Genomic DNA, 22,309 nt, shown 5'->3' with positions numbered 1-22,309 from the left:
GCCGGCGCTAGCGGCCGGCTTCGCCGGCTTTCAGCGCACGTTGCGAATAGCGCTGGGCGACCTTCGCCCGGCAGAATGCCGCCGCCGACAGATACATCGTTCCGGACTTGTCCCGGTACTTGCGATCGCACGCCTTGAGCTCGCGCTGATAGCTGAGCGTCTGCGGCGGCTTCATCCGGCCGCCGAAATCGGCCTCGCACTTCTTCTCGACCACGTCCCCGAATTGGACATCGCCGCTGGCGCCATATGCGCAGGCTTCGAACAGTTGCATGGCCCTGTTGCAGCCCGGGGCAGCGCTCAGGACCGCGATGACATCCTCCATCGCCGTCGACTTGGCCGGACATTCTTCGGCGGCCTGAGCCGCGCCTCCGCACAGGAGCAGGGCCAGGCCGGCCAAACAGGATCGCAAACGCATCGCGGACTTTCTCCTCGTTTCCCCCTTGGTGACAGGCACCCGTGCAAGGTTCAACCCAGCCGCCACAAGCCGGAATTCAGCGGCTTTTCGCTTGACGTTACGGCCTTCGGGCGGCGACAACCCAGCCGAATTTAGAGCCAAGGATTTCACAGTGTCCGACCTCGCAACGCTCGAAACATCCATCCTCGACCAGATTGCCGCCGCCGGCGACGAGGCCGCACTCGAAGCCGTGCGCGTCTCAGCGCTCGGCAAGAAGGGTTCGATCTCGGCGCTGCTTGCCACGCTCGGCAAGATGTCGCCGGACGAGCGCAAGACGCAGGGCGCGGCGATCAACCAGGCCAAGGACAAGGTCACGGCGGCGCTCGCCGCACGGCGCGACGTGCTGAAGTCGGCCGCGCTCGATGCGCGCCTCGCGTCCGAGACCGTCGACGTCACGCTGCCGCTGCGCGATGCGCCGACGGAGGCCGGCCGCATCCATCCGCTGAGCCAGGTCTGGGACGAGCTCACCACGATCTTCGCCGACATGGGATTCTCGGTGGCCGAGGGTCCCGACATCGAGACCGACGATTACAACTTCACCAAGCTGAACTTTCCGGAAGGCCATCCGGCGCGCGAGATGCACGACACGTTCTTCTTCCATCCGAAGGAGGACGGCTCGCGCATGCTGCTGCGAACCCACACCTCGCCGGTGCAGGTGCGCACGATGCTGAGCCAGAAGCCGCCGATCCGCGTGATCTGCCCGGGCCGCACCTACCGGATCGATTCGGACGCGACCCACACGCCGCAATTCCACCAGGTCGAAGGCCTGGTCATCGACAAGCACTCGCATCTCGGCCACCTCAAATGGATCCTGCACGAGTTCTGCAAGGCGTTCTTCGAGGTCGACCACATCAACATGCGCTTCCGGCCCTCGTTCTTCCCGTTCACCGAGCCGTCGCTCGAAGTCGACATCCAGTGCCGCCGCGACAAGGGCGAGATCCGCTTCGGCGAGGGCGAGGACTGGCTCGAGATTCTCGGCTGCGGCATGGTGCATCCGAACGTGCTGCGCGCCTGCGGCATCGATCCCGACGAGTACCAGGGCTTCGCCTGGGGCATGGGCATCGACCGCATCGCCATGCTGAAATACGGCATCGCCGACCTCCGTCAGCTGTTCGACAGCGACGTCCGCTGGTTGTCCCATTACGGGTTCAAGCCGCTCGAAGTGCCAACGCTTGCCGGAGGGCTGAGCTCGTGAAATTCACCCTCTCCTGGCTGAAGGATCACCTCGAGACCGACGAGTCGCTCGACAAGCTCGCCGAGAAGCTCACCATGATCGGGCTCGAGGTCGAGAACATCGAGGACAAGGCGAAGGCGCTGAAGCCGTTCACCATCGCCAAGGTGATCTCGGCCGAGCAGCACCCGAATGCGGATCGGCTGCGGGTCTGCATGGTCGATACCGGCAACGGCGCTGCGCCGGTGCAGGTCGTGTGCGGCGCGCCGAATGCGCGCAGCGGTCTCGTCAGCGTGTTCTCGCCGCCCGGCACCTACATTCCCGGCAAGGACATCACGCTCGGTGTCGGCACCATCCGTGGCGTCGAGAGCCGCGGCATGCTGTGTTCGGCCGCCGAGCTGCAGATCTCCAACGACCATGACGGCATCATGGAATTGCCGGCCGATGCGCCGGTCGGCGCTGCCTACGCCGAATGGGCCGGCCTCGGCGATCCCGTGGTCGAGATCAATCTGACGCCGAACCGGCAGGACTGCACCGGCGTGCACGGCATCGCGCGCGATCTCGCCGCCGCCGACATGGGAAAATTCAAGGACCCGACCATCAAGCCGATCAAGGGCGAATTCCCTTGTCCCGTGCAGGTCGCGGTCGAAGACGCCACGCTGTGTCCGGGGTTCGCGATGCGTCTCGTGCGCGGCGTCAAGAACGGCCCGTCGCCGGAATGGCTGCAGAAGCGGCTGACTGCAATCGGACTGCGTCCGATCAACGCGCTGGTCGACATCACCAACTTCATGACCTACGACCGCGCGCGTCCGCTGCACGTGTTCGACGCCAGGAAGGTCAAGGGCAATCTCGTCGTGCGCCGCGCGCGTGACGGCGAGACGCTACTCGCGCTCGACGGCCGCACCTACAATCTCGATCCCGCGGTTTGCGTGATCGCGGACGAGCACGGCGTCGAATCGCTCGCCGGCATCATGGGCGGCGAGGCCTCGGGCTGCGATGAGAACACCACCGACGTGCTGATCGAATCGGCGCTGTGGAACGAGATCAACATCGCCCAGACCGGACGCAAACTCGGCATCAATTCGGACGCGCGCTACCGCTTCGAGCGCGGCGTCGATCCGGCCTTCATGGTGCCGGGGCTGGAGCTGGCGACCAGGCTCGTCATGGAGATGTGCGGCGGCACGCCGTCCGAGACCGTCGTGGCCGGCAAGGCCTTCGGTGAGGACCGCGTGATTGAATTCCCTGTCACCGAGGTCAAGCGCCTCTCCGGCATCGAGGTGCCGCAACCCGAGATGAAGCGTATCCTGACGCATCTCGGCTTCATGATGGCGGGCCCCGGCCCGGTGGTGAAGGTGGCGGTGCCCTCGTGGCGCTCCGACGTGCACGGCAAGGCCGACATCGTCGAGGAGATCGTCCGCATCTTTGGCGTCGACAAGGTGCCGATGACGCCGTTCGAGCGGGGCGACGACGCGCGCAAGCCGGTGCTGACGCCGCTTCAGCAGCGCATCCGTCGCGCCCGGCGCGCGCTCGCGAGCCGCGGCATCATCGAAGCGGTGACCTGGTCGTTCATCTCGAAATCCGCGGCGAAGCTGTTCGGCGGCGGCCAGCGTGAGCTCGAAGTCGCCAACCCGATCGCGGCCGATCTCTCCGACATGCGCCCGACGCTGCTCGCGGGCCTGATCGCGGCCACACAAGCCAATGCCAATCGCGGCGTCAGCGATGTCGCACTGTTCGAGGTCGGACAAATCTTCAAGGGCGACCGTCCGCAGGACCAGTTCATGGCCGCAAGCGGCGTGCGTCGCGGCTTTGCTTCGTCGGAAGGCCTGGGGCGGCATTGGTCGGGCTCGGCCCAGGCCGATGTCTTCGACGCCAAGGCGGATGCGCTGGCCGTGCTGGCAGCCGCCGGTGCGCCGATGCAGGCGCTGCAGATCGCCGCGGGTGGACCGGCCTGGCTGCATCCGGGCCGCTCCGGCACGATCCAGATCGGGCCGCAGAACGTGCTCGGCCATTTCGGCGAGGTGCATCCCAGAGCGCTCGAGGCGCTCGGCGCCGACGGCCCGTTGCTCGTCTTCGAGGTGATCCTCGACCGCATCCCCGAGGCGAAGAAGAAGCCGACCCGCGCCAAGCCCGTGATCGAGCTCTCGGCATTCCAGCCCGTCACGCGCGACTTCGCCTTCATCGTCGATCGCAGCGTGAAGGCCAGCGACATCGTGCGGGCCGCGCAGGGCGTCGACAAGAAGCTGATCACCGCCGTGAACGTGTTCGACGTCTACGAGGGCAAGGGCATCGACGACGGCAAGAAGTCGATCGGCATCGCCGTGACGATCCAGCCGCGCGAGAAGACGCTGACCGATCAGGAGATCGAGGCCGTCGCCGCGAAGATCGTGGCGGAGGTCACGAAGAAGACGGCCGGCACGCTGCGGGGATGAATATTGCGGACTTCCTTCCGAAGGACGTCAGCCTCAGCATCGCGATGGCGCTTTGCGCCGTCGCGTTCGTTTCCGGTACTGCGCGCGGCTTCTCCGGCTTCGGCTCCGCGCTGATCTTCATGCCGTTGGCGAGCAGCATCGCCGCGCCGCGGCTCGTCGCCGCCTTGCTTCTTGTGATCGATTTCATCGCGGCCGCGCCGCTGCTGCCGGATGCATGGCAGAAGGCGGATCGCAGGGCCACCGCGGTGATCGTGCTGGGCGCGCTGGTCGGCGTTCCCGTCGGCACCTATTTCCTCAGCGTGCTCGAGCCCGTCACCACGCGCTGGATCATCTCGTGCTTCGTCGCCGCGCTGCTGCTCCTTCTGCTGTCCGGCTGGCGCTATCGCGGCAGGGATCACGCCTGGCTCTCGGTCGGAATTGGCGGCCTGTCAGGCTTCTGCAGCGGCCTTGCGCAGACCGGCGGCCCGCCGATCGTCGGCTACTGGCTCGGCCGCCCGATCGCACCGATCGTCGCGCGCGCCAATATCCTGCTGTTCTTCGGCGCGTCCGATTTCTTCTCGCTGATCAGCTACGCGACGACAGGCCTGATCAGTCGCGAATCTCTCGTGCTCTCGCTGATCGTCGGCCCGGTCTACGCGATCGGCGTCGCCTTCGGCGCCTCGCTGTTCGGCCGCGCGAGCGAGAAAGTGTTTCGTACGATCTGCTATGCGCTGATCGCGATTGCGGTGATTGCGGGCTTGCCGGTGCTGGACGGTATACTGCGCTAAATTGCCGCCTATTGTCGCGGCACGCGGCGCTTTTTCGTCGACTGCGTCGGCACGTCCGCGGGCTCATCCTTCAGCGCACCGATCTTGCGCAACGCTGCGTCCGCGGCGCGTTCGCCGCTTTCCCATGCGCCGTCGACGGTGCCCCACAACGTCTCGTGCGTGGCCTCCCCCGCGAGGAACACATTGCCGATCGGCTCGCTCAGGATTTTTCGCGACAGCTGGCCGCCAGGCGCGGCCGCCGACATCGCGCCCATGACGTAAGGCGAGGCGTTCCAGCGCGTGGCGCTGGTCTTCCCGATGACAGCGGCGGCCTCGCTGCCGAACAGTTTCGTGATCCATTCCCTGGCGAACGCAGCCATCGCCTTCTCGCCCTGCTCGGAGAGATCGCGGCCGAACGAGCCGCCGACGTCGATCGAACACAACGCGGAGCCGCCCATGTTGGCAAACATCAGGGCCGTGCGTGTCGAATTGCTCTGCTCGATCAGGATATCGTCGCGCGACAGGCCGAGCGGATTGCCCGGCAATTGCAGCACGATGCGATCGTAGCTGCCGAGGCCGAGCTTCGAGGCCGCATCCAGCGTGCGTTTGGGAACATCGGGCGTAAACTTGATCGCGCCCGATGTCAGCACGTTGGTCGAGACCGTGACGATGACGGCGCGCGCGGCAATCTTCCCCGCCGGCGTTTCCACGCTGACGTCGCGGTTGTTCCAGGCGATGCGGCTCGCCGGCGTTGACAGCGCCACCGGCGACTGCTCGCCCAGCTTGGCGATCAGCGCGCCAAGGCCCTGACGGCAGGCGATCGCCGCGTTGCGGTCCTGCGCGCGCCCCTTGTCGATCGCGGACAATTCCTTGAGGTCCTTGCCGGCAAAGCCCGCGCCCAGCATGAACTCGGCCGCGCCCGCCCAGTCGCCGAGATCCTTCGGCAGCACGGAGGCACAGGAAGTATCCAGCTTGGCCCGCGAGGCCTCGTCGATAGCGCGGTTGGCGCGCACCAGCGCCGCCAGGAATTGCTCGGTCTCGCCCGCGCGGGCATTGCGGCGACCGATGCGCATCTTCTGGCCCGTTGGCGCCGGCAGCACGTCCAGCCCGACGCTGCGCGCCAGCCGGATCATCGGATTGGTGTCGGCGTTGTGCATCCACCGCGCACCGCGGTCGAACGGCACCTCGAAGGTCGTGCTGTCGGTGATGCAGCGACCGCCGATCTGCGGCGCCGCTTCCACCACGACGACCTTGCGGCCCGTCGCCGTGATGCGCCGCGCCGCAGCGATTCCCGCAGCCCCCGCACCGATCACGACGATGTCGGCCTCACGCGGCAGGGGCGCGGCGGTTGCGCGCAGGACCGGCATCGCGGCAAGGCCCGCCGACGCGACAAGGAAACCGCGGCGCGTGATTGTCATGTCATGGTTTCCGAGGACTTGCGGCGAACGGGAACAGTCAGCGAACCTTGCCGCATCTGATGTTGCACGGCAACCATCATGGTGAATCAATCGTGCTTGATGTCACGGAGTGATGAACCGAATTGCAACAGGTTTAGACCATGATAGAGAAGGGAAAAAGACGGCCGCAAAAGGCCGTGGGGGGAGTTTGAAATGGGGACGGTCCTGGATTCAGTCGGCAAGCTGATTGCCGCGTACCTCTCCAAGGAGGTGCCGGGCTACGAGCCGTTCACGCCCAGCGACCCGGAACATCTGCGCGGCGTCATCGAGCCCGGCGACGTGCTGCTGGTCGAAGGCAACAACCGCATCTCCGGCATCATCAAATATCTGACGCAGTCGACCTGGTCGCATGCCGCGCTTTATGTCGGTCCGGTCGAGGGCGCCGCAGAGCCCGACGGCGAACCTCATGTGCTGATCGAGGCCAATATCGGTGAAGGCGTCACCTCGGCACCGCTGTCGAAGTATTTCCCCTATCACACCCGCGTCTGCCGGCCGGTCGGGCTGTCCTACGAGGACCGCACCACGGTGTGCCGCTATGCAATCAACCGCATCGGCTTCGGCTACGACACCAAGAACATCGTCGACCTCATGCGCTTCCTGTTCCCGCTGCCGGTGCCGCAGCGCTGGCGGCGACGCATGATCGCGATCGGCTCGGGCGATCCGACCAAGATCATCTGTTCGGCGCTGATCGCGCAGGCGTTCGACGCAGTGCGCTATCCGATCCTGCCCAAGATCACCAAGGCCGGCAGCCGCGCCGCCCGCCGCGAGATTCTGCACATCCGCGATTCCTCGCTCTACATGCCCCGCGACTTCGACATCTCGCCCTATTTCGAAGTCGTCAAACCCACCATCGTGCATGGGTTCGACTACACCGCCTTGCACTGGGCCGACAAGCAGAAGCCGCTCGAGGAGGTAGCGGGCTCATTCGGTGTGTTTCCAGAAACGTTCTTGGCGCCGCCGCTCGTTCCTGAAGCGGTTGACGAAGAGGCGCCGGCTGAGATTCCGGCTGAGCAAGTGAGTGCGGGCCTTGTGGAGGCGAGCCCCGCCTTCTCCGAGCATTTCGTGCAGCTGAGCGAACTCGCGACGTACCGCGCGCGGGCACGACGGATGGCGGCGTAGTTACTCGACTTCATCAACGCCGCGGTTGCGAGCGCAGCGAAGCCATCCAGAATATCTCCGCGGCAGCAGGCTGGATTGCGTCGTCACCTCCGCGCAAGATTGCCAACCAACTTTGTCGCGACGCTGCTCGCAATGACTGACGTAAGGACCTAGCGCTCCGCCCGTCCGATCACCGCCATCAACTCCGCGATCTTGGCGCGCTGGTCGGCCTTGTCGCCGCTCGATATCGCGTGCTCGACGCAATGGGCGACGTGGTCCTTGAGAACTTCCTCCTCGACCCGGCGCAGCGCGGCACGCACCGCCGAGATCTGCGTCACGATGTCGATGCAGTAGCGGTCCTCCTCTACCATTTTCGAGAGGCCGCGAACCTGCCCCTCGATCCGGCCGAGACGTTTTCCGACGGATGTCTTGATGTCCTTGCGCATGGGGTCTATATACCCCTACCGGGTATGGGTTGCAAGACCTGGACACCGCTGGAGCAGGATTATGAACAAGCCGGAACACGGGCATCATCACGACACCACCGCTCACGCCGGATGCGGCTGTTCGAGCAATACGGCGCCGCCAGGCGCCAAGCCTGCGGCCTCCTCCTGCTGCGGCGGACATGGCGATCATTCCGGCCACACTCATGATCACGGTGACACCGCGGCCAAGGTCAAGGATCCCGTCTGCGGCATGAGCGTCGATCCCGCGACCTCGAAGCATCACCTCACACATCACGGCGAGAGCTTCCATTTCTGCTCGGCCGGCTGCCGCACCAAGTTCGCCGCTGACCCAGCCAAATATCTCGCCAAGGAGAAGGCGCCCGAACCCGAAATGCCGGCGGGCACGATCTACACCTGTCCGATGCATCCGGAGATCCGTCAGGTCGGACCCGGCAGCTGCCCGATCTGCGGCATGGCGCTGGAGCCGGAGGTGGCGAGCCTCGACACTGGTCCCAACCCGGAGCTCGCCGACATGACGCGGCGGTTCTGGATCGGCGGCGCGCTCGCGTTACCGGCCGTGGTGCTGGAGATGGGCAGTCATCTCGCCGGTCCCCACAACTGGATCGATCCGGCCCTGTCGAACTGGATTCAGCTCGCCTTCGCCACCCCCGTGGTGCTGTGGGCGGGCTGGCCGTTCTTCGTTCGCGGCTGGCAATCGCTGCTGACGCGCAACCTCAACATGTTCACGCTGATCGCGATGGGCACGGGGGTTGCGTATGTCTACAGCATCATCGGCACGGTCGCGCCGCAGATCTTTCCCGCCAATTTCCGCGGCCATGAAGGTGCGGTCGCCGTCTATTTCGAGGCGGCTGCGGTCATCACCGTGCTCGTGCTGCTCGGCCAGATGCTGGAACTGCGCGCCCGCGATGCGACCTCCGGCGCGATCAAGGCGCTGTTGCAGCTTGCGCCGAAGACCGCGCGCCGCGTCGACGCCGATGGCAGCGAGCACGAGGTCGAGATCGACACGCTTCATGTCGGCGACCGCTTGCGCGTTCGCCCCGGCGAGAAGGTGCCGGTCGACGGCAGCATTCTGGAAGGACGTTCCTCCCTCGACGAATCCCTGATCACCGGCGAATCGATGCCGGTCACCAAGGAGGCCGGCGCCAAGGTCATCGCCGGCACGCTGAACCAATCGGGCAGCTTCATCATGCGCGCCGACAAGGTCGGACGCGAGACGTTGCTGTCGCAGATCGTGCAGATGGTCGCCGATGCGCAGCGCTCGCGCGCTCCGATCCAGCGGCTGGCCGATCAGGTCGCGGGCGGGTTCGTCCCGACCGTCATCGCCGTCGCCCTCGCCGCCTTTGCCGCCTGGGCCTGGTTCGGGCCGGAACCGCGGCTGGCCTTCGGCCTGGTCGCCGCCGTCAGCGTGCTGATCATCGCCTGTCCCTGCGCACTGGGCCTCGCGACCCCGATGTCGATCATGGTCGGCGTCGGCCGCGGCGCGCAAGCGGGTGTGCTGATCAAGAACGCCGAGGCGCTGGAGCGGATGGAGAAGATCGACACGCTGGTGGTCGACAAGACGGGCACGCTGACCGAGGGCAAGCCCAAGCTGGTCGCGATCGCGCCGGCTTCCGGTTTCGTGGAAGACGACATCCTTCGGCTCGCCGCCAGCGTGGAGCGCGCGAGCGAGCATCCCCTGGCCGACGCCATCGTGCGCGCGGCCAAGGAGAAGGCGCTTGCCTTCGGGCAGGTCGAGCAGTTCGACTCGCCGACCGGCAAGGGCGCCACCGGCAAGGTCGACGGCAAGACCATCGCGCTCGGCAATGCAGGGTATCTCACTTCGCTCGGGATCGACACGACGACGCTCCACGCCGAGGCCGAACGGCTGCGCCAGGACGGGGCCACGGTGATCAACATGGCCGTCGACGGCAGGCTCGCCGGCCTATTCGCGATCGCCGATCCGGTCAAGGCATCGACCCCGGAGGCGCTGAAGGCGTTAGCTGCCGAAGGCATCAAGGTGATCATGCTGACCGGCGACAACCAGACGACGGCGGAGGCCGTGGCACGCCGGCTCGGCATCGCCGATGTCGAGGCCGAGGTGCTGCCGGATCAGAAGAGCGCGGTGGTTTCGAAGCTGCAAAAGGCCGGCCGCGTCGTCGCGATGGCCGGCGACGGCGTCAACGACGCGCCGGCGCTGGCCGCCGCTGAAGTCGGCATCGCCATGGGCACCGGCACCGACGTCGCGATGGAGAGCGCCGGCATCACCCTGCTCAAGGGCGATCTCGTCGGCATCGTCCGTGCGCGAAAACTGTCGCAGGCGACGATGAGCAACATCCGGCAAAACCTGTTCTTCGCCTTCATTTACAACGCCGCCGGCATCCCGATCGCGGCCGGCATCCTCTATCCGGCCTTCGGCCTGTTGCTCTCGCCGATCGTCGCCGCGGCAGCGATGGCGCTGTCCTCGGTGAGCGTGGTCGGGAACGCGCTGCGGCTGCGGGCCACGCGGCTGTGAGGACATCGCAGTAGCCCGGATGGCGCGCAAGCGGCATCAGGGTGTCTTGCCCGCATATTTGCACCGTCCCGGATTGCGCTTCGCTCGATCCGGGCTACGGTTCACGGGACACAGTTGAGACGCACCGGGGAGACTGATGCAGCGAATTACGATCACGATCGAGGACGATCTGCTGGCGGAGATCGACGCGGCGGCCGAGGCGCGCGGCTATCAGAACCGGTCCGAGATCATCCGCGATCTCGCCCGCGCCGGCCTGCAGCAGAGCACCGAGGACACCGCGCAGACCGGCCAATGCGTCGCCGGCCTCGTCTATGTCTACGACCACGCCGCGCGCGATCTGTCGAAACGCCTGGTGCAGGAATTCCACGGCCATCACGACCTCGCGCTGGCGACCTTGCACGTCCATCTCGACGACAACAATTGCATGGAGATGACCGCGCTGAAGGGGTCGGCGGACGAGGTCAAGCATTTCGCCGACCACATCATTGCCGAACGCGGCGTCCGCTACGGCCGCGTGGTGATGATCCCGACCGGCGAGGGCAAGCCGGCGAAGGCGCGGAAACACGGACACCGGCACGGATAGCTGAGGCGTCGCGGTGAGCCTGGGGCCACCTCGCCTCAAGCTCCTGGGTCCGCTAGCGGCGCGTCATTTCCTGCCACGCCGGGTCCGGGACACGGCCGTGGCGACCGCCCTCCCTTGCCGAAGCCGCAATCTCTCTCTACCTCTCGCCCGTCATTCACCTCCGAGGATCCCCCATGCTGGATGCCGCCATCAAGGCGCTGTCGCAAATGATCTCGCCGCCGATGCGCTCGATCCTGTGGCGGTCGATCGGGCTTGCGCTCGTGCTGATCATCGTGCTGGCGATCGGCCTGCAGCGGCTGCTGAGCTGGTTTGAGACCTATGGCGAAGTCTGGCTTGAGGGCCTGCTCGGTCCCGGCTGGCACACGTCGCTCGAGGTCCTGGCCTGGGTCGTCTCGATCGCGGCGGGACTTGGCGTGGTGTTCGGGGCCGTGTTTCTGATGCCGGCGATCACTTCACTGGTGGCGAGCCTGTTCGTCGACGACGTCGCCGACATCGTCGAGCGCGAACACTATCCCGCCGAACGGCCGGGCGTTGCGCTGCCGTTCAGCCAGGCGATCTATGAGGGCGTCAAGACCGCGCTCCTGACCATCCTGGTCTATCTGATCGCATTGCCGCTGGTGCTGTTCGCCGGCGCAGGCTTCCTGATCTTCTTCCTCGCCACCGCCTGGCTGCTCGGCCGCGAATATTTCGAGCTTGCTGCGATGCGCTTTCGCTCGCCGGAGGAAGCCAAGGCCATGCGGCGCGACAATGCCGCCACCATTTTCACCGCCGGCCTGTTCATCGCCGCCTTCGTCTCGATCCCGATCGTCAATCTGGCGACGCCGATCTTCGCGATGGCGTTCATGGTCCACATGCACAAGCGGCTGTCAGGTCCGCGGCCCGAGTTGATCGAACCGGCGCGGCAGATGCGGTGACGCGCTCTACGTCCGCTGCACGCCGCATTTCCGCAGCACCGTTCTGGCGAAGCCGAACGGCGCCGGCGTGAACGGACCCGGCGGCGCGCGGGTGAGCAGCGCGACGACGCCGAGGGCCGCCACCGCGAGCCAGAAGCATAGCCAGAAGCCGTCGATATAGGCGAGCACATTGGCTTCGCGCTGCACGAAGCCGGCGAGCGTTCCGACCGCGCGGGCCTGCGCCGATCCTGTCCCATGGGTGGCGAATTGATCGGTAAGCTGCTTCAGGATACGCACCACGTCGAGATCGCCGACGCCGAGGTTCTGGCCGAGATAGAAGGAATGGACCTGCTCGCGCACGCGCAGCCACGTCCCCATCAGCGCCACGCCGATCTCGGCGCCGCCGAGCCGCATGATCTGGATGTAGGCAGCAAACGAAGTCGCGCGGCTCGGGTCGGAGTTCGACAGCAGCGTGATGATCAGCGGCAGCAATGTCAGCGCCTGCCCGATCGCCTGCAGCAGCACGATGCCGACGAAGTCTTCGCGCGCCCAAGCATGAGTGAGCTGCGTGCCCCAGAGATTGGCAGCGGCGAAGCTAGCAAATCCTGCGATCACCACGGTCCGCGTATCGAAATGCCGCAGCAGCCAGATCGAGAGCGGCACCAGCACGAACATCGGCAGCGCGCCATAGGCGAGCAGCAGCATGCCGCTCTGCTCGGGCCTGAGCTGGGTGATGGTGGCCAGGAAGTTCGGTACCAGCGATGCATTGGACAGGCTGGTCAGCGTGTAGAGCAGGATCAGGACCAGTCCCAAACCGATATTGCGCGAGAACAGGACGCTCACATGCGCCCAGGGCTGCCGCACGAGCGACTCGTTGATCAGGAAGGCCGCGAGCAAGGCCGCGCCACTCGCGAGCAACGCCATCACCGTGCCTGAACCCAGCCAGTCCAGCCGGTTGCCCTGATCGAGCCCGGCATAGACCATCGCGACCCCTGCGCCGAGCAGCAGCATGCCGCCCCAATCGGCCTCGCGCAGCAGCGCGCGGTTCACCGGCTCGTTCGGTGTGCCGAGATAGACCATCAGGCCCATCAAGGGCGCGATCACCACGCCCTGCCAGTAGAGCCATTGCCAGCCGAGATGCTCGACATAGAAGCCGACCAGCGAGGTTGAGGTGTCCAAGGCGAAACCGACGCGGATCGCATAGATCGAGATCGCCGGCAGCCACCAGCGGATCGGCAGATTGCGGAACACGATCATCAGCGTCGCCGGCACGAAGGTGCCGAGCAAGAGGCCGTGCACCACGCTGAAGACCATCAAGGTCGGATAGTCGTGCACGAACGGAATGATCAGCGAGATCAGCGCATAGGCCAGGCTCGGAATGCCGAGCACGCGCCGCAGGCCGAACACGGTGGCGAGCCAGGCGACCGCGGGCGCGATCAAGATCTGCGAGCCGATGCCGGCGGTGGAAAGCCAGGCGCCCTCGTCGAACGAGAGCGAGAACGCGCCGCGCAGGTCGGGCAGGCCGACCGTGGTCAGCCGGCTGTCGAAATTGGCAAGGAACGAGCCGAGCAGCACTGCGGCCACGGCAAAGATCGGCTGTGGCGCGACGCCGCCGCGCGAGAGCGGTCCGCGATCGGCGTCGTCATTTTCCGCCATTGCCAGCCTTGGTGTCGATGCGGGTGACCACCGACATGCCCGGCACCAGGCGCGCCGTGAGCTGCTGGCCATCGTCGAGCCGGATACGCACGGGGATACGCTGCACCACCTTGGTGAAATTGCCAGTGGCGTTGTCAGGCGGCAGCAGCGCGACCTGCGAGCCCGTCGCCGGCGCGATGCGCTCGACCTTGCCGCGCAGCGTCTCGCGCGGGAAACTGTCGACGGTGATCTCGACGGGCTGCCCGGGCGCGACGTGCGTAAGCTGGGTCTCCTTGTAGTTCGCGATCACATAGACCTGCGGCAGCGGCACCACGTTGATGAGGTTGGTGCCGATATTGACGTAGTCGCCGGGCTGAACCTGACGCTCGCCGACGACGCCGTCGAACGGCGCTGCGATCCGGGTGTAGCCGAGCTTGAGCTTGGCGCCCGCCAGCGTCGCCTTGGCCGCCGCGACGTCGGCGGCGCGCTGCTTTCGGGTGCCTTGCAGGACCTCGAGCTGGTGCTGCTGGGCTGCAATCACGGCGCGGCTCGCCCGCACGTCGGCCTGCGCCTTGGCGTAGGCCGCGACGGCCTGCTCGAACCTCTGCCGCGTACCGGATTCGGTCTGCGACAGCGATTGCTGGCGCTCCTGCTCCTGCCGCGCCTCGACCTCCATGGCTTCGGCCGAAAGCCGGGCAGCCTGCGCCTGCGCGATCGTCGCATATTGCAGCTCGATCTGGTTGGCCAGATTGTCGAGGGTTGCCTGCGCGGCGGCGACATTGGCGTCGGCCTGTGCGACCTGAGCCTCGTAATCGGCGGGATCGATCTGGATCAGGAGATCGCCGGCCTTGACGCGCTGGAAGTCGGTGACGGCGACGGTCAGAACCTCCCCCGAGACGCGGCTCGACAGCCGCGTCAGCTCGGCGCGCACATAGGCATCATTGGTGGTCTGGACCACGGCATTGCCGACCCATTCGTCGAAGCGCAGCGTCGCCAGCGCAACGAAGCCGAGCGCGACGATCACCGCGAACAGCGGGATCGCGAACCGGCTCCACAGCGAAGCGGCCGGCCGCTGCGTCGGCTTCGCTGACGGGGCCGGCGTTGCGGCGACAGCCGGAGGCGGGACTTGCTCCTGTTGACTCACGATATCACCCCAAGACGCTCTGCTCTCACCGCCGTCACACCGTCTTCTCCGGCCACCGGCAGAGATCGTTGATCAGGCAAACTTCGCAGCGCGGCTTGCGCGCGAGGCAAGTATAGCGGCCGTGCAGGATCAGCCAATGATGGGCATGGAGCATGAACTCGGCCGGGATCACCTTTTCGAGACCGAGTTCGACCTCCAGCGGCGTCTTGCCCGGCGCCAGCCCGGTACGGTTGCCGACGCGAAAGACATGGGTATCGACCGCCATGGTGTGCTCGCCGAAGGCCATGTTGAGCACGACGTTGGCTGTCTTGCGTCCCGCACCGGGCAACGATTCGATCTCGGCACGCGTGCGCGGCACCTCGCCGCCGAATTCGCTGATCAGCTTGGCCGACAGCGCGATCACGTTCCGGGCCTTGGTGCGGTAAAGACCGATGGTCTTGATGTACTCGCGCAAGCGCTCCTCGCCGAGATCGATCATCTTCTGCGGGGTATCGGCGACCTCGAACAAGGCGCGCGTCGCCTTGTTGACGCCGGCATCGGTTGCCTGCGCCGACAGCACTACCGCGACCAGCAGCGTGAACGGATTGACGTGCTCGAGCTCGCCCTTCGGCTCCGGATTGGCTTTGCGAAAGCGGCTGAAGGCTTCGTGAACCTCGGCGGGCGTCCAGCGCTTCATCGCCCTGAGGCTCTTCCTGGCGAGCGCGTTGGGCTTCGCGACGACCGCTTTTGCCTTTTTCTTCGGCACATCCGCCTTGCGCGGGGCCGGCTTGCGGGTGATTTTCGCCATGATCGGGATATACTGAGGGACGATGAGCACAGGCAACGAAATTGAACGCAGCGATCCTGATCCGCGCGACGTGCAGATCTTCTCCGCGCTGCTGACGCCGCATCGTTCGCTGAATCGCACCGGCTTCCTCGCCGTGATGCTGTTCCTGAGCGTGGTCAGCTTCGTGACGGGCCTCGTCTTCCTGATGATGGGTGCCTGGCCGGTGTTCGGCTTCTTCGGCCTCGACGTTCTCGTGATCTGGTGGGCCTTCAGGGCCAATTTTCGCGCGGCGCGCGCCACCGAGGAGATCGTGGTCACGCCCTCGGAGCTGCGGGTGCGGCGCGTCAGCCATCGCGGCCAGGTCTCGGAATGGACCTTCAATCCGCTCTGGGTCCGGCTCGATCAGGAGGTCGACGAGGAATACGGCATCGAGCACCTCTATCTGATCTCGCGGCGCCGCCGGCTGCGCATCGCCGGCTTTCTCGGACCTGAGGAAAAGGCGAGTTTCTACAAAGCCTTGGTTGGTGCCCTAAATGCCGCCCGGCGCGGCCCGACCTACAATCCGGTGACGTGAGCGCAGTCGGAAATCGGGTGGTTTCCCAACCGCCCCTCCCCTACATTTCCGGTCATGATGACACTCGCCATACATGATCAACGCCTGACCAAGCCGGGCCCCCAGAACGCCGCGCTGCGCGACTACGATTCGGTGCGCCGGGCGATCGCCTTCATTTCGGAAAACTGGCGCGCGCAGCCGACCATCGAGGCGATGGCGGATGCCGCCGGCGTCACGCCGGATGAGCTGCACCATCTGTTCCGCCGCTGGGCCTCGATCACGCCAAAGGCTTTCATGCAGGCGCTCACGCTCGATCATGCCAAGGGATTGCTGCGGGATTCCGCGAGCATCCTCGACGCCGCGCTCGACTCGGGATTGTCGGGACCGGGCCGGCTGCACGATCTCTTCGTCACGCACGAGGCGATGTCGCCGGGTGAATGGAAGAACGGCGGCGCTGGCCTGACCTTGCGTTACGGCTTCCACCCCTCGCCGTTCGGCACTGCGATCGTCATCGCGACGGACCGCGGCCTGTCGGGCCTCGCCTTCGCCGACCACGGTGAGGAGAAGGTCGCGCTCGCCGACATGACCCGGCGCTGGCCAAACGCCACCTATGTCGAAGACCATGAGGGCACCGCGCCGCTCGCAGCGCGGGTGTTCGACACCAGGCTGTGGCGGCCCGACCAGCCGCTGCGCGTGGTGATGATCGGCACCGATTTCGAGGTGCGGGTGTGGGAGACGCTGCTGAAGATCCCGATGGGACGCGCGGTGTCCTATTCCGACATCGCCTGCAACATCAACAGCCCCAAGGCCTCACGCGCCGTCGGTGCAGCCGTCGGCAAGAACCCGGTCTCGTTCGTCGTGCCCTGCCACCGCGCGCTCGGCAAAAGCGGAACACTGACGGGCTATCACTGGGGCATCACGAGGAAGCAGGCGATGCTGGGCTGGGAAGCCGGGCAGCTGGGGATGCAGTGAGCGCAAAGGCACACTGCCGCAGGGTCGGCAAAGGCGCGTAGCGCCGTGCCAACGATCTGTCTCAAGTCGCTGACGCTCCGGGGGCACGCTACGCCTTGGCCACCCTCGAGATCTCGCCTAACCCGCCAGATCCAGCTTCGACGCCACCGTCGAATCCGCGTTGAGGCGGTAGATGATCGGCACGCCCGTGGCGAGCTCGCGCTTCAATATGCCCTCGGGCGACAGCTTTTCCAACACCATGATCAGCGCGCGCAGCGAATTGCCGTGGGCGGCGACCAGCGTGCGCTTGCCGTTGAGCACGCCGGGCAGGATCTCCTGTACATAGTACGGCAATGCCCGCGCCAGCGTGTCCTTCAGGCTTTCGCCGCCAGGCGGCGGCACGTCGTAGGAGCGGCGCCAGATCAGCACCTGCTCCTCGCCCCATTTCTTGCGGGCGTCGTCCTTGTTGAGGCCGGAGAGATCGCCGTAGTCGCGCTCGTTGAGCGCGAGGTTCTTCATCGTCGGCAGGCCCTTCTGGCCGAGCTCGCCGAGAATGAGATCGAGCGTGTGCTGCGCGCGCGTCAGCACCGAAGTATAGGCGACGTCGAACTGAAGCCCCTGCGCCTTCAGCTTGCGGCCGGCTTCCGTGGCCTCCTTGACGCCGAGCTCGGTGAGATCGGGATCCTTCCACCCCGTGAACAGGTTCTTCAGATTCCATTCGCTCTGGCCGTGGCGCACGAGCACGAGGAGACGTTCACTCATCGACTGCTTTCCATCTAGTTTATTGTTTTGAGCATGATCTTGTCGGAAAACCGCTTCACACTTTTCCGGATCATGCTCGTTCAAATGTCAGACAAGCCGAGCACGTCGGCCATGGAGTAATGCCCCGGCTTCTTGCCGTGCGCCCAAAGTGCCGCCTTCAGCGCGCCGTGGGCGAACAGCATGCGGTCCTCGGCCTGATGCGACAGCGTCAGGCGCTCGAACGGCCCGAGGAAGGTGACGCTGTGATCGCCGGCGACGGTGCCGCCGCGCAACGAGGCGAAGCCGATATTGCCCGGCCTGCGCGCGCCGGTGATGCCGTCACGGCCGCGCTCGGAATGGTCGTCGAGGGTGACGCCGCGACCGCTGGCAGCGGCCTGTCCCAGCATCAGCGCCGTGCCGGATGGCGCATCGACCTTCATGCGATGATGGGTCTCGACGATCTCGATATCAAAACTCTGGTCGAGCGCCTTGGCAACGCGCTTGACCACGGCCGCCAGCAGATTGACGCCCAGGCTCATATTGCCTGATTGCACCACGATGGCGCGATTGGTGACGCTCTTGATCACGGCATTGTCGGAGCCGGACAATCCGGTGGTGCCGACGACATGCACGATACCGCGCTCGGCGGCGATCGCGACATTGGCGATGGTCGCGGCCGGCACGGTGAAGTCGAGGATGCCATCGGCCTCCTTCGACATCGCCCAGAGGTCGGCGGAGAGCTTGATGCCGTTGGCCGGCAGGCCTGCGAGCACACCGGCGTCCTTGCCGAGCAGCTCCGAGCCCGGCATCTCCAGCGCGCCCGCCAGCACCGCGCCTTTGCTTTCGCCGATCGCCCGCACCAGCGCGCGGCCCATCCGGCCACCGGCTCCAGCAACAATCAGGCGCATGTCGGACATGGTGTGATCCTCTCCGGGGCCGTTTTAGCCGGGGGATGCAGTTCCGGCAACCGAGGGGATCAGGCAGTGCCGCCTGCGGCCATCCTTCGAGACGCCCGCCTGCGGCGGGCCCTCAGGATGAGGTCGGAGTATGTGGCTACGCGTTCAACGGGCACCGCCGCCGCTTAGCCTCATCCTGAGGAGCCCGCCATAGGCGGGCGTCTCGAAGGACGAGGCGCGCGCGCAGATCGTGCCTCAGCCGTCCGACGGCTGCGGGCCGTCATAGCCCTCGATGATGATGAGGTCGGCGATCGAGTGCGGCTGGCGCACCTTGATGTTGGCCTGGTATTCCGGAGAATTGTAGCAGGCGATCGCGGTCTCGTAGTCCGGGAATTCGATCACGACGTTGCGGGTGCGGCTGGCGCCTTCGACGGTGGTGAACTTGCCGGCGCGGACGACGAAGCGGCCGCCCCATTTCTTGAAGATCGGACCGTTGGCAACGGCGTAGGGCTTGTAGCCCTCGTCATTGCTCACATCGACCCGTCCGATCCAGTAGCCTTTTGCCATTGTTCTTCTCCCTGTTGTTGCTCAACCGAGCGCTTGCGCGATCTCGGCATGGATTGCCTCTGCGACGGCCTTGGGGTCGGCGGCTTCCAGCACCGGCCGCCCGACGACGAGATAATCGGCGCCCGCCGTGATCGCACGGCTCGGCGTCATGATGCGCTTCTGGTCACCGGTCGCCGAACCCGCCGGCCGGATGCCGGGGGTGACGAGGCTCATCTGGTGACCGACGATCTTGCGCAAATTGCCGACTTCCTCCGGCGAGCAGACGAGGCCGTCGATGCCAAGCACCTGCGCCTGCTGCGCGCGCGCCTCGACCAGTTCGGAGATGCCGAGCCGATAGCCGGCCGCATGCAGATCGTCCTCGTTGTAAGAGGTCAGCACCGTGACGGCGAGGATCTTCAGGTTCGAATTGCCGCGGCCCTCGACCGCGCCCTTCATGGTCTGCGGATAGGCGTGCACGGTGAGGAAGGTGGCGCCGAGCCTCGTGATGCTCTCGACGCCCTGCATCACGGTGTTGCCGATGTCGTGCAGCTTGAGATCGAGAAACACCTTCTTGCCCTTGTCGGCGAGCTTGCCGACCAGCGGCAACCCGCCGGCATAAGCGAGCCGATAACCGATCTTGTAGAAGGTGACACTGTCGCCGAGACGATTGATGGTCGCCTCCGCGGCATCGACGCTGGGCAGGTCGAGCGCGACGATCAGGCGGTCCTTGGGGGCGATCTCGGCTGGCGTCATGTCACCTCACATCATGCGTTGGGAAATGTCGATCAACTGCGCCACCAGCTCCTTCATCGCGGCGATGTCGGCCTCGTTCTTGAGCCTGTCCATATCGTCATAGGCCTGGTCGGCAAAGGCGAGCGTGAGCTGGCTGGCAATCACGTTGGCCTGGCAGGAGGTCAGGATCAGCCTGAGCGCCTGCAGCGCGCGGGCCGCGCCGAGCCGGCTCTGCGAGGCGCCGGCGAGGGCAAAGGCACGGTTGCGGAACACCTCGCCGCACGCCTCGTGCGGATCCTGCACGCGGCTGACCCAGTCGATCGCGTTCTTGAGCAGCGGCGGCACCGAGGCGTTGTATTCGGGCGAGACGACCAGCACGCCGTGATGCGTGCCGATCATGCGCTTGAGATTGACCGCGTGCTTGGGCACCCCGGACTTGGCCTGGAGATCGCCATCGTAGATCGGCAGCGGAAAATCGGCGAGCGAGATGCGGGTGACGTCGACGCCGGCCCGGGCGAATTCATAGGCGGCGACCGCCGCCAGCTTCGCATTGTGCGAACCGGTGCGCAGCGAGCCGGGAATGACCAGGATTTTGGGTGCGGACATCCGTTTTCATGCGTTCGGCGAAACGAGCCCGCCGCGCATGAGAGACAGCCGGCGGAATTAGTCCTTGCGATACACCCAGACGCGGGCGGGCGGAAGGTTCATCCAGATCCGCTCCGACGCCTCTGTGGACACGCCGGGCAGCGATTTCGGGATCGGCGGCACCACCGCGTAGGTGAACTGAACGAAGGGAGCGCCGGGCGCAAGCGCCGTGAAGGCGTCGCGGATCAGCCGGAGTCGCGTCAGCATCGGTTTTGTAACCAGCGGCAGACCGGAGACGACCGCGGAGGCCGGCGCGCTCAGAACGTTCCAGAGCGTGTCACGCAGGCGATAGGCATCGCCCTGCACCACCTTGGCCTGCGGATAGCGGTCGCGCAGCAGCGCGCAGAAACCAGGATTGTATTCGACGAGGACGAGCCGCTTCTGATCGACACCGCGCTCGACCAGCGCCGAGGTGATGGCGCCGGTGCCGGGTCCGAGCTCGACCACGGGCGCGTCTGAATCGACATCGACGTAATGGGCCATGGTCCGGGCCAGCAGCTTGCCCGACGGCATCACGGCGCCCATGTGCAGGGGCTTTTCGATCCATGATCTGAGGAAGCGCACCTCGTCATCGAGACGAGGCTTCTTCAACGCACGCGCGGACGATGGCAATGGCATGTCAGGACCGAACGGGACCGCAGGACCGCGGCGTGTCAGAAAATGGTCATAAAGACGTATAGGCCGAAGGCGGCATGGTCAAGCCGAGTCAACTCGCCCGATTACCGAAGAAATCCTTAACCTTGGCGAAGAAGCCCTCGGACTCCGGCTGCGTGTTGCCGCTTGACAGCTTTTCGAACTCGGCCAGCAATTCCTGCTGTTTCTTGGTGAGGTTCTGCGGGGTCTCGACCACGACCTGAACATACATGTCGCCCATCTGGCGCGACCGCAGCACCGGCATGCCCTTTGATGCAATGCGGAATCGGCGGTTCGACTGGGTCCCGGCCGGCACCTTCACCTTGGTCTTGCCCTTTTCGATGGTCGGCACCTCGAATTCGCCGCCGAGGGCGGCTGTCACCATCGAGATCGGCACACGACAATGCAGATCGGCGCCGTCGCGCTGGAAGAACTGGTGCTGGGTCAGCGACAGGAAGATGTAGAGGTCGCCGGGCGGACCACCGCGGACCCCGGCCTCGCCCTCGCCGGCGAGCCTGATCCTCGTGCCGTCCTCGACGCCCGGGGGAATGTTGACCGAAAGATTACGCTCGCGGGTGACGCGGCCCTGGCCCGAGCAGGACGGGCAGGCATCCTCGATCATCTGGCCGCGGCCCTGGCAGCCCGGACAGGTCCGCTCCAGCGTGAAGAAGCCCTGCGACTGCCGCACGCGGCCGGCGCCACCGCAGGTCGAACAGGTCTTCGGCTTGGTCCCGGCCTTGGCGCCGATCCCCGAGCAGGCCTCGCAGGTGACCGAAACCGGAATCTCGATCTGAGCGGTTTTGCCGCCGAAGGCTTCCTCGAGCGTGATTTCCATGTTGTAGCGCAGGTCGGCGCCGCGCTCGCGGCCGCCGCGACCGCGCTGCCCGGCCATGCCGAACAGATCTTCGAAAATGTCGGAGAAGGACGAGGCGAAGCCCGCACCGAAGCCGGCACCACCGCCGCCGCCCTGTTCGAAGGCGGCATGGCCGTAACGGTCATACGCGGCGCGCTTGTCCTTGTCCTTGAGGACCTCGTAGGCCTCGTTGATCTCCTTGAACTTGACTTCGCTGGTGTCGTCCCCGGGATTGCGGTCGGGGTGAAACTTCATGGCCAGCTTGCGAAACGACGATTTCAGGACGGATTCGTCGGCATCGCGTTCGACTTCGAGGGTTTCGTAATAGCAGCGCTTGGTGGACGTGGACATATGGGACTCGGTCTATCCAATCGCGATTCAAGTCGGAGCAAAACGACGGCGCCACGCGAAGATATAGGCGGCCT

The 22,309-nt window shown here is 65.8% G+C and carries 22 protein-coding genes; 9 read left to right on the top strand and 13 right to left on the bottom strand.

Features of this window, described 5'->3' with window-relative positions:
- Positions 1-7: 7 nt before the first annotated feature.
- On the bottom strand, positions 8-565 hold the full coding sequence (locus JQ580_RS09845; protein ID WP_311982420.1) for a hypothetical protein: 558 nt from the start codon (positions 563-565) through the stop codon (positions 8-10).
- Position 566: 1 nt separating this feature from the next.
- Here JQ580_RS09845 and pheS point away from each other — a divergent pair, with 1 nt between their 5' ends.
- From pheS to JQ580_RS09830, 3 genes are read left to right on the top strand one after another with little or no spacing between them, the layout of a single operon-like run.
- The gene (gene pheS, locus JQ580_RS09840) at positions 567-1,649 is read left to right on the top strand and encodes a phenylalanine--tRNA ligase subunit alpha (RefSeq protein ID WP_212279713.1); all 1,083 of its coding nucleotides are present in this window, start codon (positions 567-569) and stop codon (positions 1,647-1,649) included.
- Positions 1,646-4,054 carry a phenylalanine--tRNA ligase subunit beta gene (gene pheT, locus JQ580_RS09835; protein ID WP_212279712.1) on the top strand — a complete coding sequence of 803 codons (2,409 nt, stop codon included), beginning with the start codon at positions 1,646-1,648 and terminating at the stop codon, positions 4,052-4,054. Before pheS ends, pheT begins: the two co-directional genes overlap by 4 nt.
- The gene (locus JQ580_RS09830) at positions 4,051-4,821 is read left to right on the top strand and encodes a sulfite exporter TauE/SafE family protein (protein ID WP_212279711.1); all 771 of its coding nucleotides are present in this window, start codon (positions 4,051-4,053) and stop codon (positions 4,819-4,821) included. The genes pheT and JQ580_RS09830 overlap by 4 nt, the downstream gene beginning before the upstream one ends.
- 8 nt (positions 4,822-4,829) lie before the next feature.
- Here JQ580_RS09830 and JQ580_RS09825 read toward each other — a convergent pair whose 3' ends face one another.
- On the bottom strand, positions 4,830-6,218 hold the full coding sequence (locus tag JQ580_RS09825; RefSeq protein ID WP_212279709.1) for a flavin monoamine oxidase family protein: 1,389 nt from the start codon (positions 6,216-6,218) through the stop codon (positions 4,830-4,832).
- A 192-nt stretch (positions 6,219-6,410) separates the two neighbouring features.
- Between JQ580_RS09825 and JQ580_RS09820 the strand changes: the two genes are divergently transcribed.
- Positions 6,411-7,376, top strand: a complete 966-nt coding sequence (locus tag JQ580_RS09820; protein WP_212279707.1) for a YiiX/YebB-like N1pC/P60 family cysteine hydrolase — start codon at positions 6,411-6,413, stop codon at positions 7,374-7,376.
- Between the two features lie 149 nt (positions 7,377-7,525).
- On the opposite strand, the gene JQ580_RS09815 is transcribed toward JQ580_RS09820, so the two are convergent.
- Positions 7,526-7,801: a metal-sensitive transcriptional regulator gene (locus tag JQ580_RS09815; protein ID WP_106947338.1), complete on the bottom strand. Its 276-nt coding sequence runs from the start codon at positions 7,799-7,801 to the stop codon at positions 7,526-7,528.
- A 61-nt stretch (positions 7,802-7,862) separates the two neighbouring features.
- Between JQ580_RS09815 and JQ580_RS09810 the strand changes: the two genes are divergently transcribed.
- The 3 genes from JQ580_RS09810 (at position 7,863) to JQ580_RS09800 (ending at position 11,810) form a co-directional block, all read left to right on the top strand.
- The gene (locus JQ580_RS09810; RefSeq protein ID WP_212279705.1) at positions 7,863-10,313 is read left to right on the top strand and encodes a heavy metal translocating P-type ATPase; all 2,451 of its coding nucleotides are present in this window, start codon (positions 7,863-7,865) and stop codon (positions 10,311-10,313) included.
- Between the two features lie 136 nt (positions 10,314-10,449).
- Positions 10,450-10,896 carry a nickel-responsive transcriptional regulator NikR gene (nikR, locus tag JQ580_RS09805; protein WP_094976030.1) on the top strand — a complete coding sequence of 149 codons (447 nt, stop codon included), beginning with the start codon at positions 10,450-10,452 and terminating at the stop codon, positions 10,894-10,896.
- Positions 10,897-11,069: 173 nt separating this feature from the next.
- Positions 11,070-11,810 (top strand): sulfate transporter family protein, encoded by a 741-nt coding sequence (locus tag JQ580_RS09800; RefSeq protein WP_212279703.1) that lies wholly within the window; start codon positions 11,070-11,072, stop codon positions 11,808-11,810.
- 6 nt (positions 11,811-11,816) lie between these two features.
- Here JQ580_RS09800 and JQ580_RS09795 read toward each other — a convergent pair whose 3' ends face one another.
- Genes JQ580_RS09795 through nth form a run of 3 tightly spaced genes read right to left on the bottom strand, consistent with a single transcriptional unit; the run spans position 11,817 to position 15,355 of the window.
- Positions 11,817-13,445, bottom strand: a complete 1,629-nt coding sequence (locus tag JQ580_RS09795) for an MFS transporter (RefSeq protein ID WP_212279702.1) — start codon at positions 13,443-13,445, stop codon at positions 11,817-11,819.
- Positions 13,432-14,568 carry an HlyD family secretion protein gene (locus tag JQ580_RS09790; protein WP_212279700.1) on the bottom strand — a complete coding sequence of 379 codons (1,137 nt, stop codon included), beginning with the start codon at positions 14,566-14,568 and terminating at the stop codon, positions 13,432-13,434. The genes JQ580_RS09795 and JQ580_RS09790 overlap by 14 nt, the downstream gene beginning before the upstream one ends.
- Positions 14,569-14,602: 34 nt before the next feature.
- A complete protein-coding gene (gene nth, locus JQ580_RS09785) occupies positions 14,603-15,355 on the bottom strand; it encodes an endonuclease III (protein WP_212279698.1) in 753 nt (250 codons plus the stop codon).
- Between the two features lie 22 nt (positions 15,356-15,377).
- On the opposite strand from nth, the gene JQ580_RS09780 reads away from it, so the two are divergent.
- Entirely contained in the window at positions 15,378-15,908 is a 531-nt protein-coding gene (locus JQ580_RS09780; protein WP_212279696.1) for a DUF2244 domain-containing protein, read from the top strand.
- A 54-nt stretch (positions 15,909-15,962) separates the two neighbouring features.
- A complete protein-coding gene (locus JQ580_RS09775; protein WP_212279694.1) occupies positions 15,963-16,859 on the top strand; it encodes a methylated-DNA--[protein]-cysteine S-methyltransferase in 897 nt (298 codons plus the stop codon).
- 117 nt (positions 16,860-16,976) lie between these two features.
- Here the strand turns inward: JQ580_RS09775 and JQ580_RS09770 are convergent, their stop codons facing one another.
- The 7 genes from JQ580_RS09770 to dnaJ form a co-directional block, all read right to left on the bottom strand.
- On the bottom strand, positions 16,977-17,600 hold the full coding sequence (locus tag JQ580_RS09770; protein ID WP_212279692.1) for a 2,3-bisphosphoglycerate-dependent phosphoglycerate mutase: 624 nt from the start codon (positions 17,598-17,600) through the stop codon (positions 16,977-16,979).
- Between the two features lie 80 nt (positions 17,601-17,680).
- A complete protein-coding gene (dapB, locus tag JQ580_RS09765) occupies positions 17,681-18,496 on the bottom strand; it encodes a 4-hydroxy-tetrahydrodipicolinate reductase (protein WP_212279690.1) in 816 nt (271 codons plus the stop codon).
- A 234-nt stretch (positions 18,497-18,730) separates the two neighbouring features.
- Positions 18,731-19,042, bottom strand: a complete 312-nt coding sequence (locus tag JQ580_RS09760) for a DUF1330 domain-containing protein (RefSeq protein ID WP_106947328.1) — start codon at positions 19,040-19,042, stop codon at positions 18,731-18,733.
- Between the two features lie 21 nt (positions 19,043-19,063).
- Positions 19,064-19,774, bottom strand: coding sequence for an orotidine-5'-phosphate decarboxylase (pyrF, locus tag JQ580_RS09755; RefSeq protein ID WP_212279688.1), 711 nt, complete (start codon positions 19,772-19,774; stop codon positions 19,064-19,066).
- A 6-nt stretch (positions 19,775-19,780) separates the two neighbouring features.
- On the bottom strand, positions 19,781-20,359 hold the full coding sequence (locus tag JQ580_RS09750) for an NADPH-dependent FMN reductase (protein ID WP_212279686.1): 579 nt from the start codon (positions 20,357-20,359) through the stop codon (positions 19,781-19,783).
- A gap of 57 nt (positions 20,360-20,416) precedes the next feature.
- Positions 20,417-21,016: a class I SAM-dependent methyltransferase gene (locus JQ580_RS09745; RefSeq protein WP_027534962.1), complete on the bottom strand. Its 600-nt coding sequence runs from the start codon at positions 21,014-21,016 to the stop codon at positions 20,417-20,419.
- 88 nt (positions 21,017-21,104) lie between these two features.
- The gene (dnaJ, locus tag JQ580_RS09740; RefSeq protein WP_106947326.1) at positions 21,105-22,235 is read right to left on the bottom strand and encodes a molecular chaperone DnaJ; all 1,131 of its coding nucleotides are present in this window, start codon (positions 22,233-22,235) and stop codon (positions 21,105-21,107) included.
- Between the last annotated feature and the right edge of the window lie 74 nt (positions 22,236-22,309).

This window comes from Bradyrhizobium sp. SZCCT0148 (assembly GCF_018129985.1).
In the GTDB taxonomy this organism is placed as follows: Bacteria; Pseudomonadota; Alphaproteobacteria; order Rhizobiales; family Xanthobacteraceae; genus Bradyrhizobium; species Bradyrhizobium japonicum_H.
This window is presented reverse-complemented; position numbering and strand designations above follow the sequence as displayed.

Bases quoted from the DNA above. Each gene is read 5' to 3' on its own strand.
- JQ580_RS09750 (WP_212279686.1), bottom strand. From the start codon at position 20,359: ATGTCCGCACCCAAAATCCTGGTCATTCCCGGCTCGCTGCGCACCGGT.
- JQ580_RS09800 (WP_212279703.1), top strand. From the start codon at position 11,070: ATGCTGGATGCCGCCATCAAGGCGCTGTCGCAAATGATCTCGCCGCCG.
- JQ580_RS09825 (WP_212279709.1), bottom strand. From the start codon at position 6,218: ATGACAATCACGCGCCGCGGTTTCCTTGTCGCGTCGGCGGGCCTTGCC.
- JQ580_RS09780 (WP_212279696.1), top strand. From the start codon at position 15,378: ATGAGCACAGGCAACGAAATTGAACGCAGCGATCCTGATCCGCGCGAC.
- pyrF (WP_212279688.1), bottom strand. From the start codon at position 19,774: ATGACGCCAGCCGAGATCGCCCCCAAGGACCGCCTGATCGTCGCGCTC.
- JQ580_RS09795 (WP_212279702.1), bottom strand. From the start codon at position 13,445: ATGGCGGAAAATGACGACGCCGATCGCGGACCGCTCTCGCGCGGCGGC.
- JQ580_RS09760 (WP_106947328.1), bottom strand. From the start codon at position 19,042: ATGGCAAAAGGCTACTGGATCGGACGGGTCGATGTGAGCAATGACGAG.
- JQ580_RS09745 (WP_027534962.1), bottom strand. From the start codon at position 21,016: ATGCCATTGCCATCGTCCGCGCGTGCGTTGAAGAAGCCTCGTCTCGAT.
- JQ580_RS09775 (WP_212279694.1), top strand. From the start codon at position 15,963: ATGATGACACTCGCCATACATGATCAACGCCTGACCAAGCCGGGCCCC.
- JQ580_RS09810 (WP_212279705.1), top strand. From the start codon at position 7,863: ATGAACAAGCCGGAACACGGGCATCATCACGACACCACCGCTCACGCC.
- JQ580_RS09770 (WP_212279692.1), bottom strand. From the start codon at position 17,600: ATGAGTGAACGTCTCCTCGTGCTCGTGCGCCACGGCCAGAGCGAATGG.
- JQ580_RS09815 (WP_106947338.1), bottom strand. From the start codon at position 7,801: ATGCGCAAGGACATCAAGACATCCGTCGGAAAACGTCTCGGCCGGATC.
- nikR (WP_094976030.1), top strand. From the start codon at position 10,450: ATGCAGCGAATTACGATCACGATCGAGGACGATCTGCTGGCGGAGATC.
- nth (WP_212279698.1), bottom strand. From the start codon at position 15,355: ATGGCGAAAATCACCCGCAAGCCGGCCCCGCGCAAGGCGGATGTGCCG.
- JQ580_RS09830 (WP_212279711.1), top strand. From the start codon at position 4,051: ATGAATATTGCGGACTTCCTTCCGAAGGACGTCAGCCTCAGCATCGCG.
- dapB (WP_212279690.1), bottom strand. From the start codon at position 18,496: ATGTCCGACATGCGCCTGATTGTTGCTGGAGCCGGTGGCCGGATGGGC.
- JQ580_RS09820 (WP_212279707.1), top strand. From the start codon at position 6,411: ATGGGGACGGTCCTGGATTCAGTCGGCAAGCTGATTGCCGCGTACCTC.
- dnaJ (WP_106947326.1), bottom strand. From the start codon at position 22,235: ATGTCCACGTCCACCAAGCGCTGCTATTACGAAACCCTCGAAGTCGAA.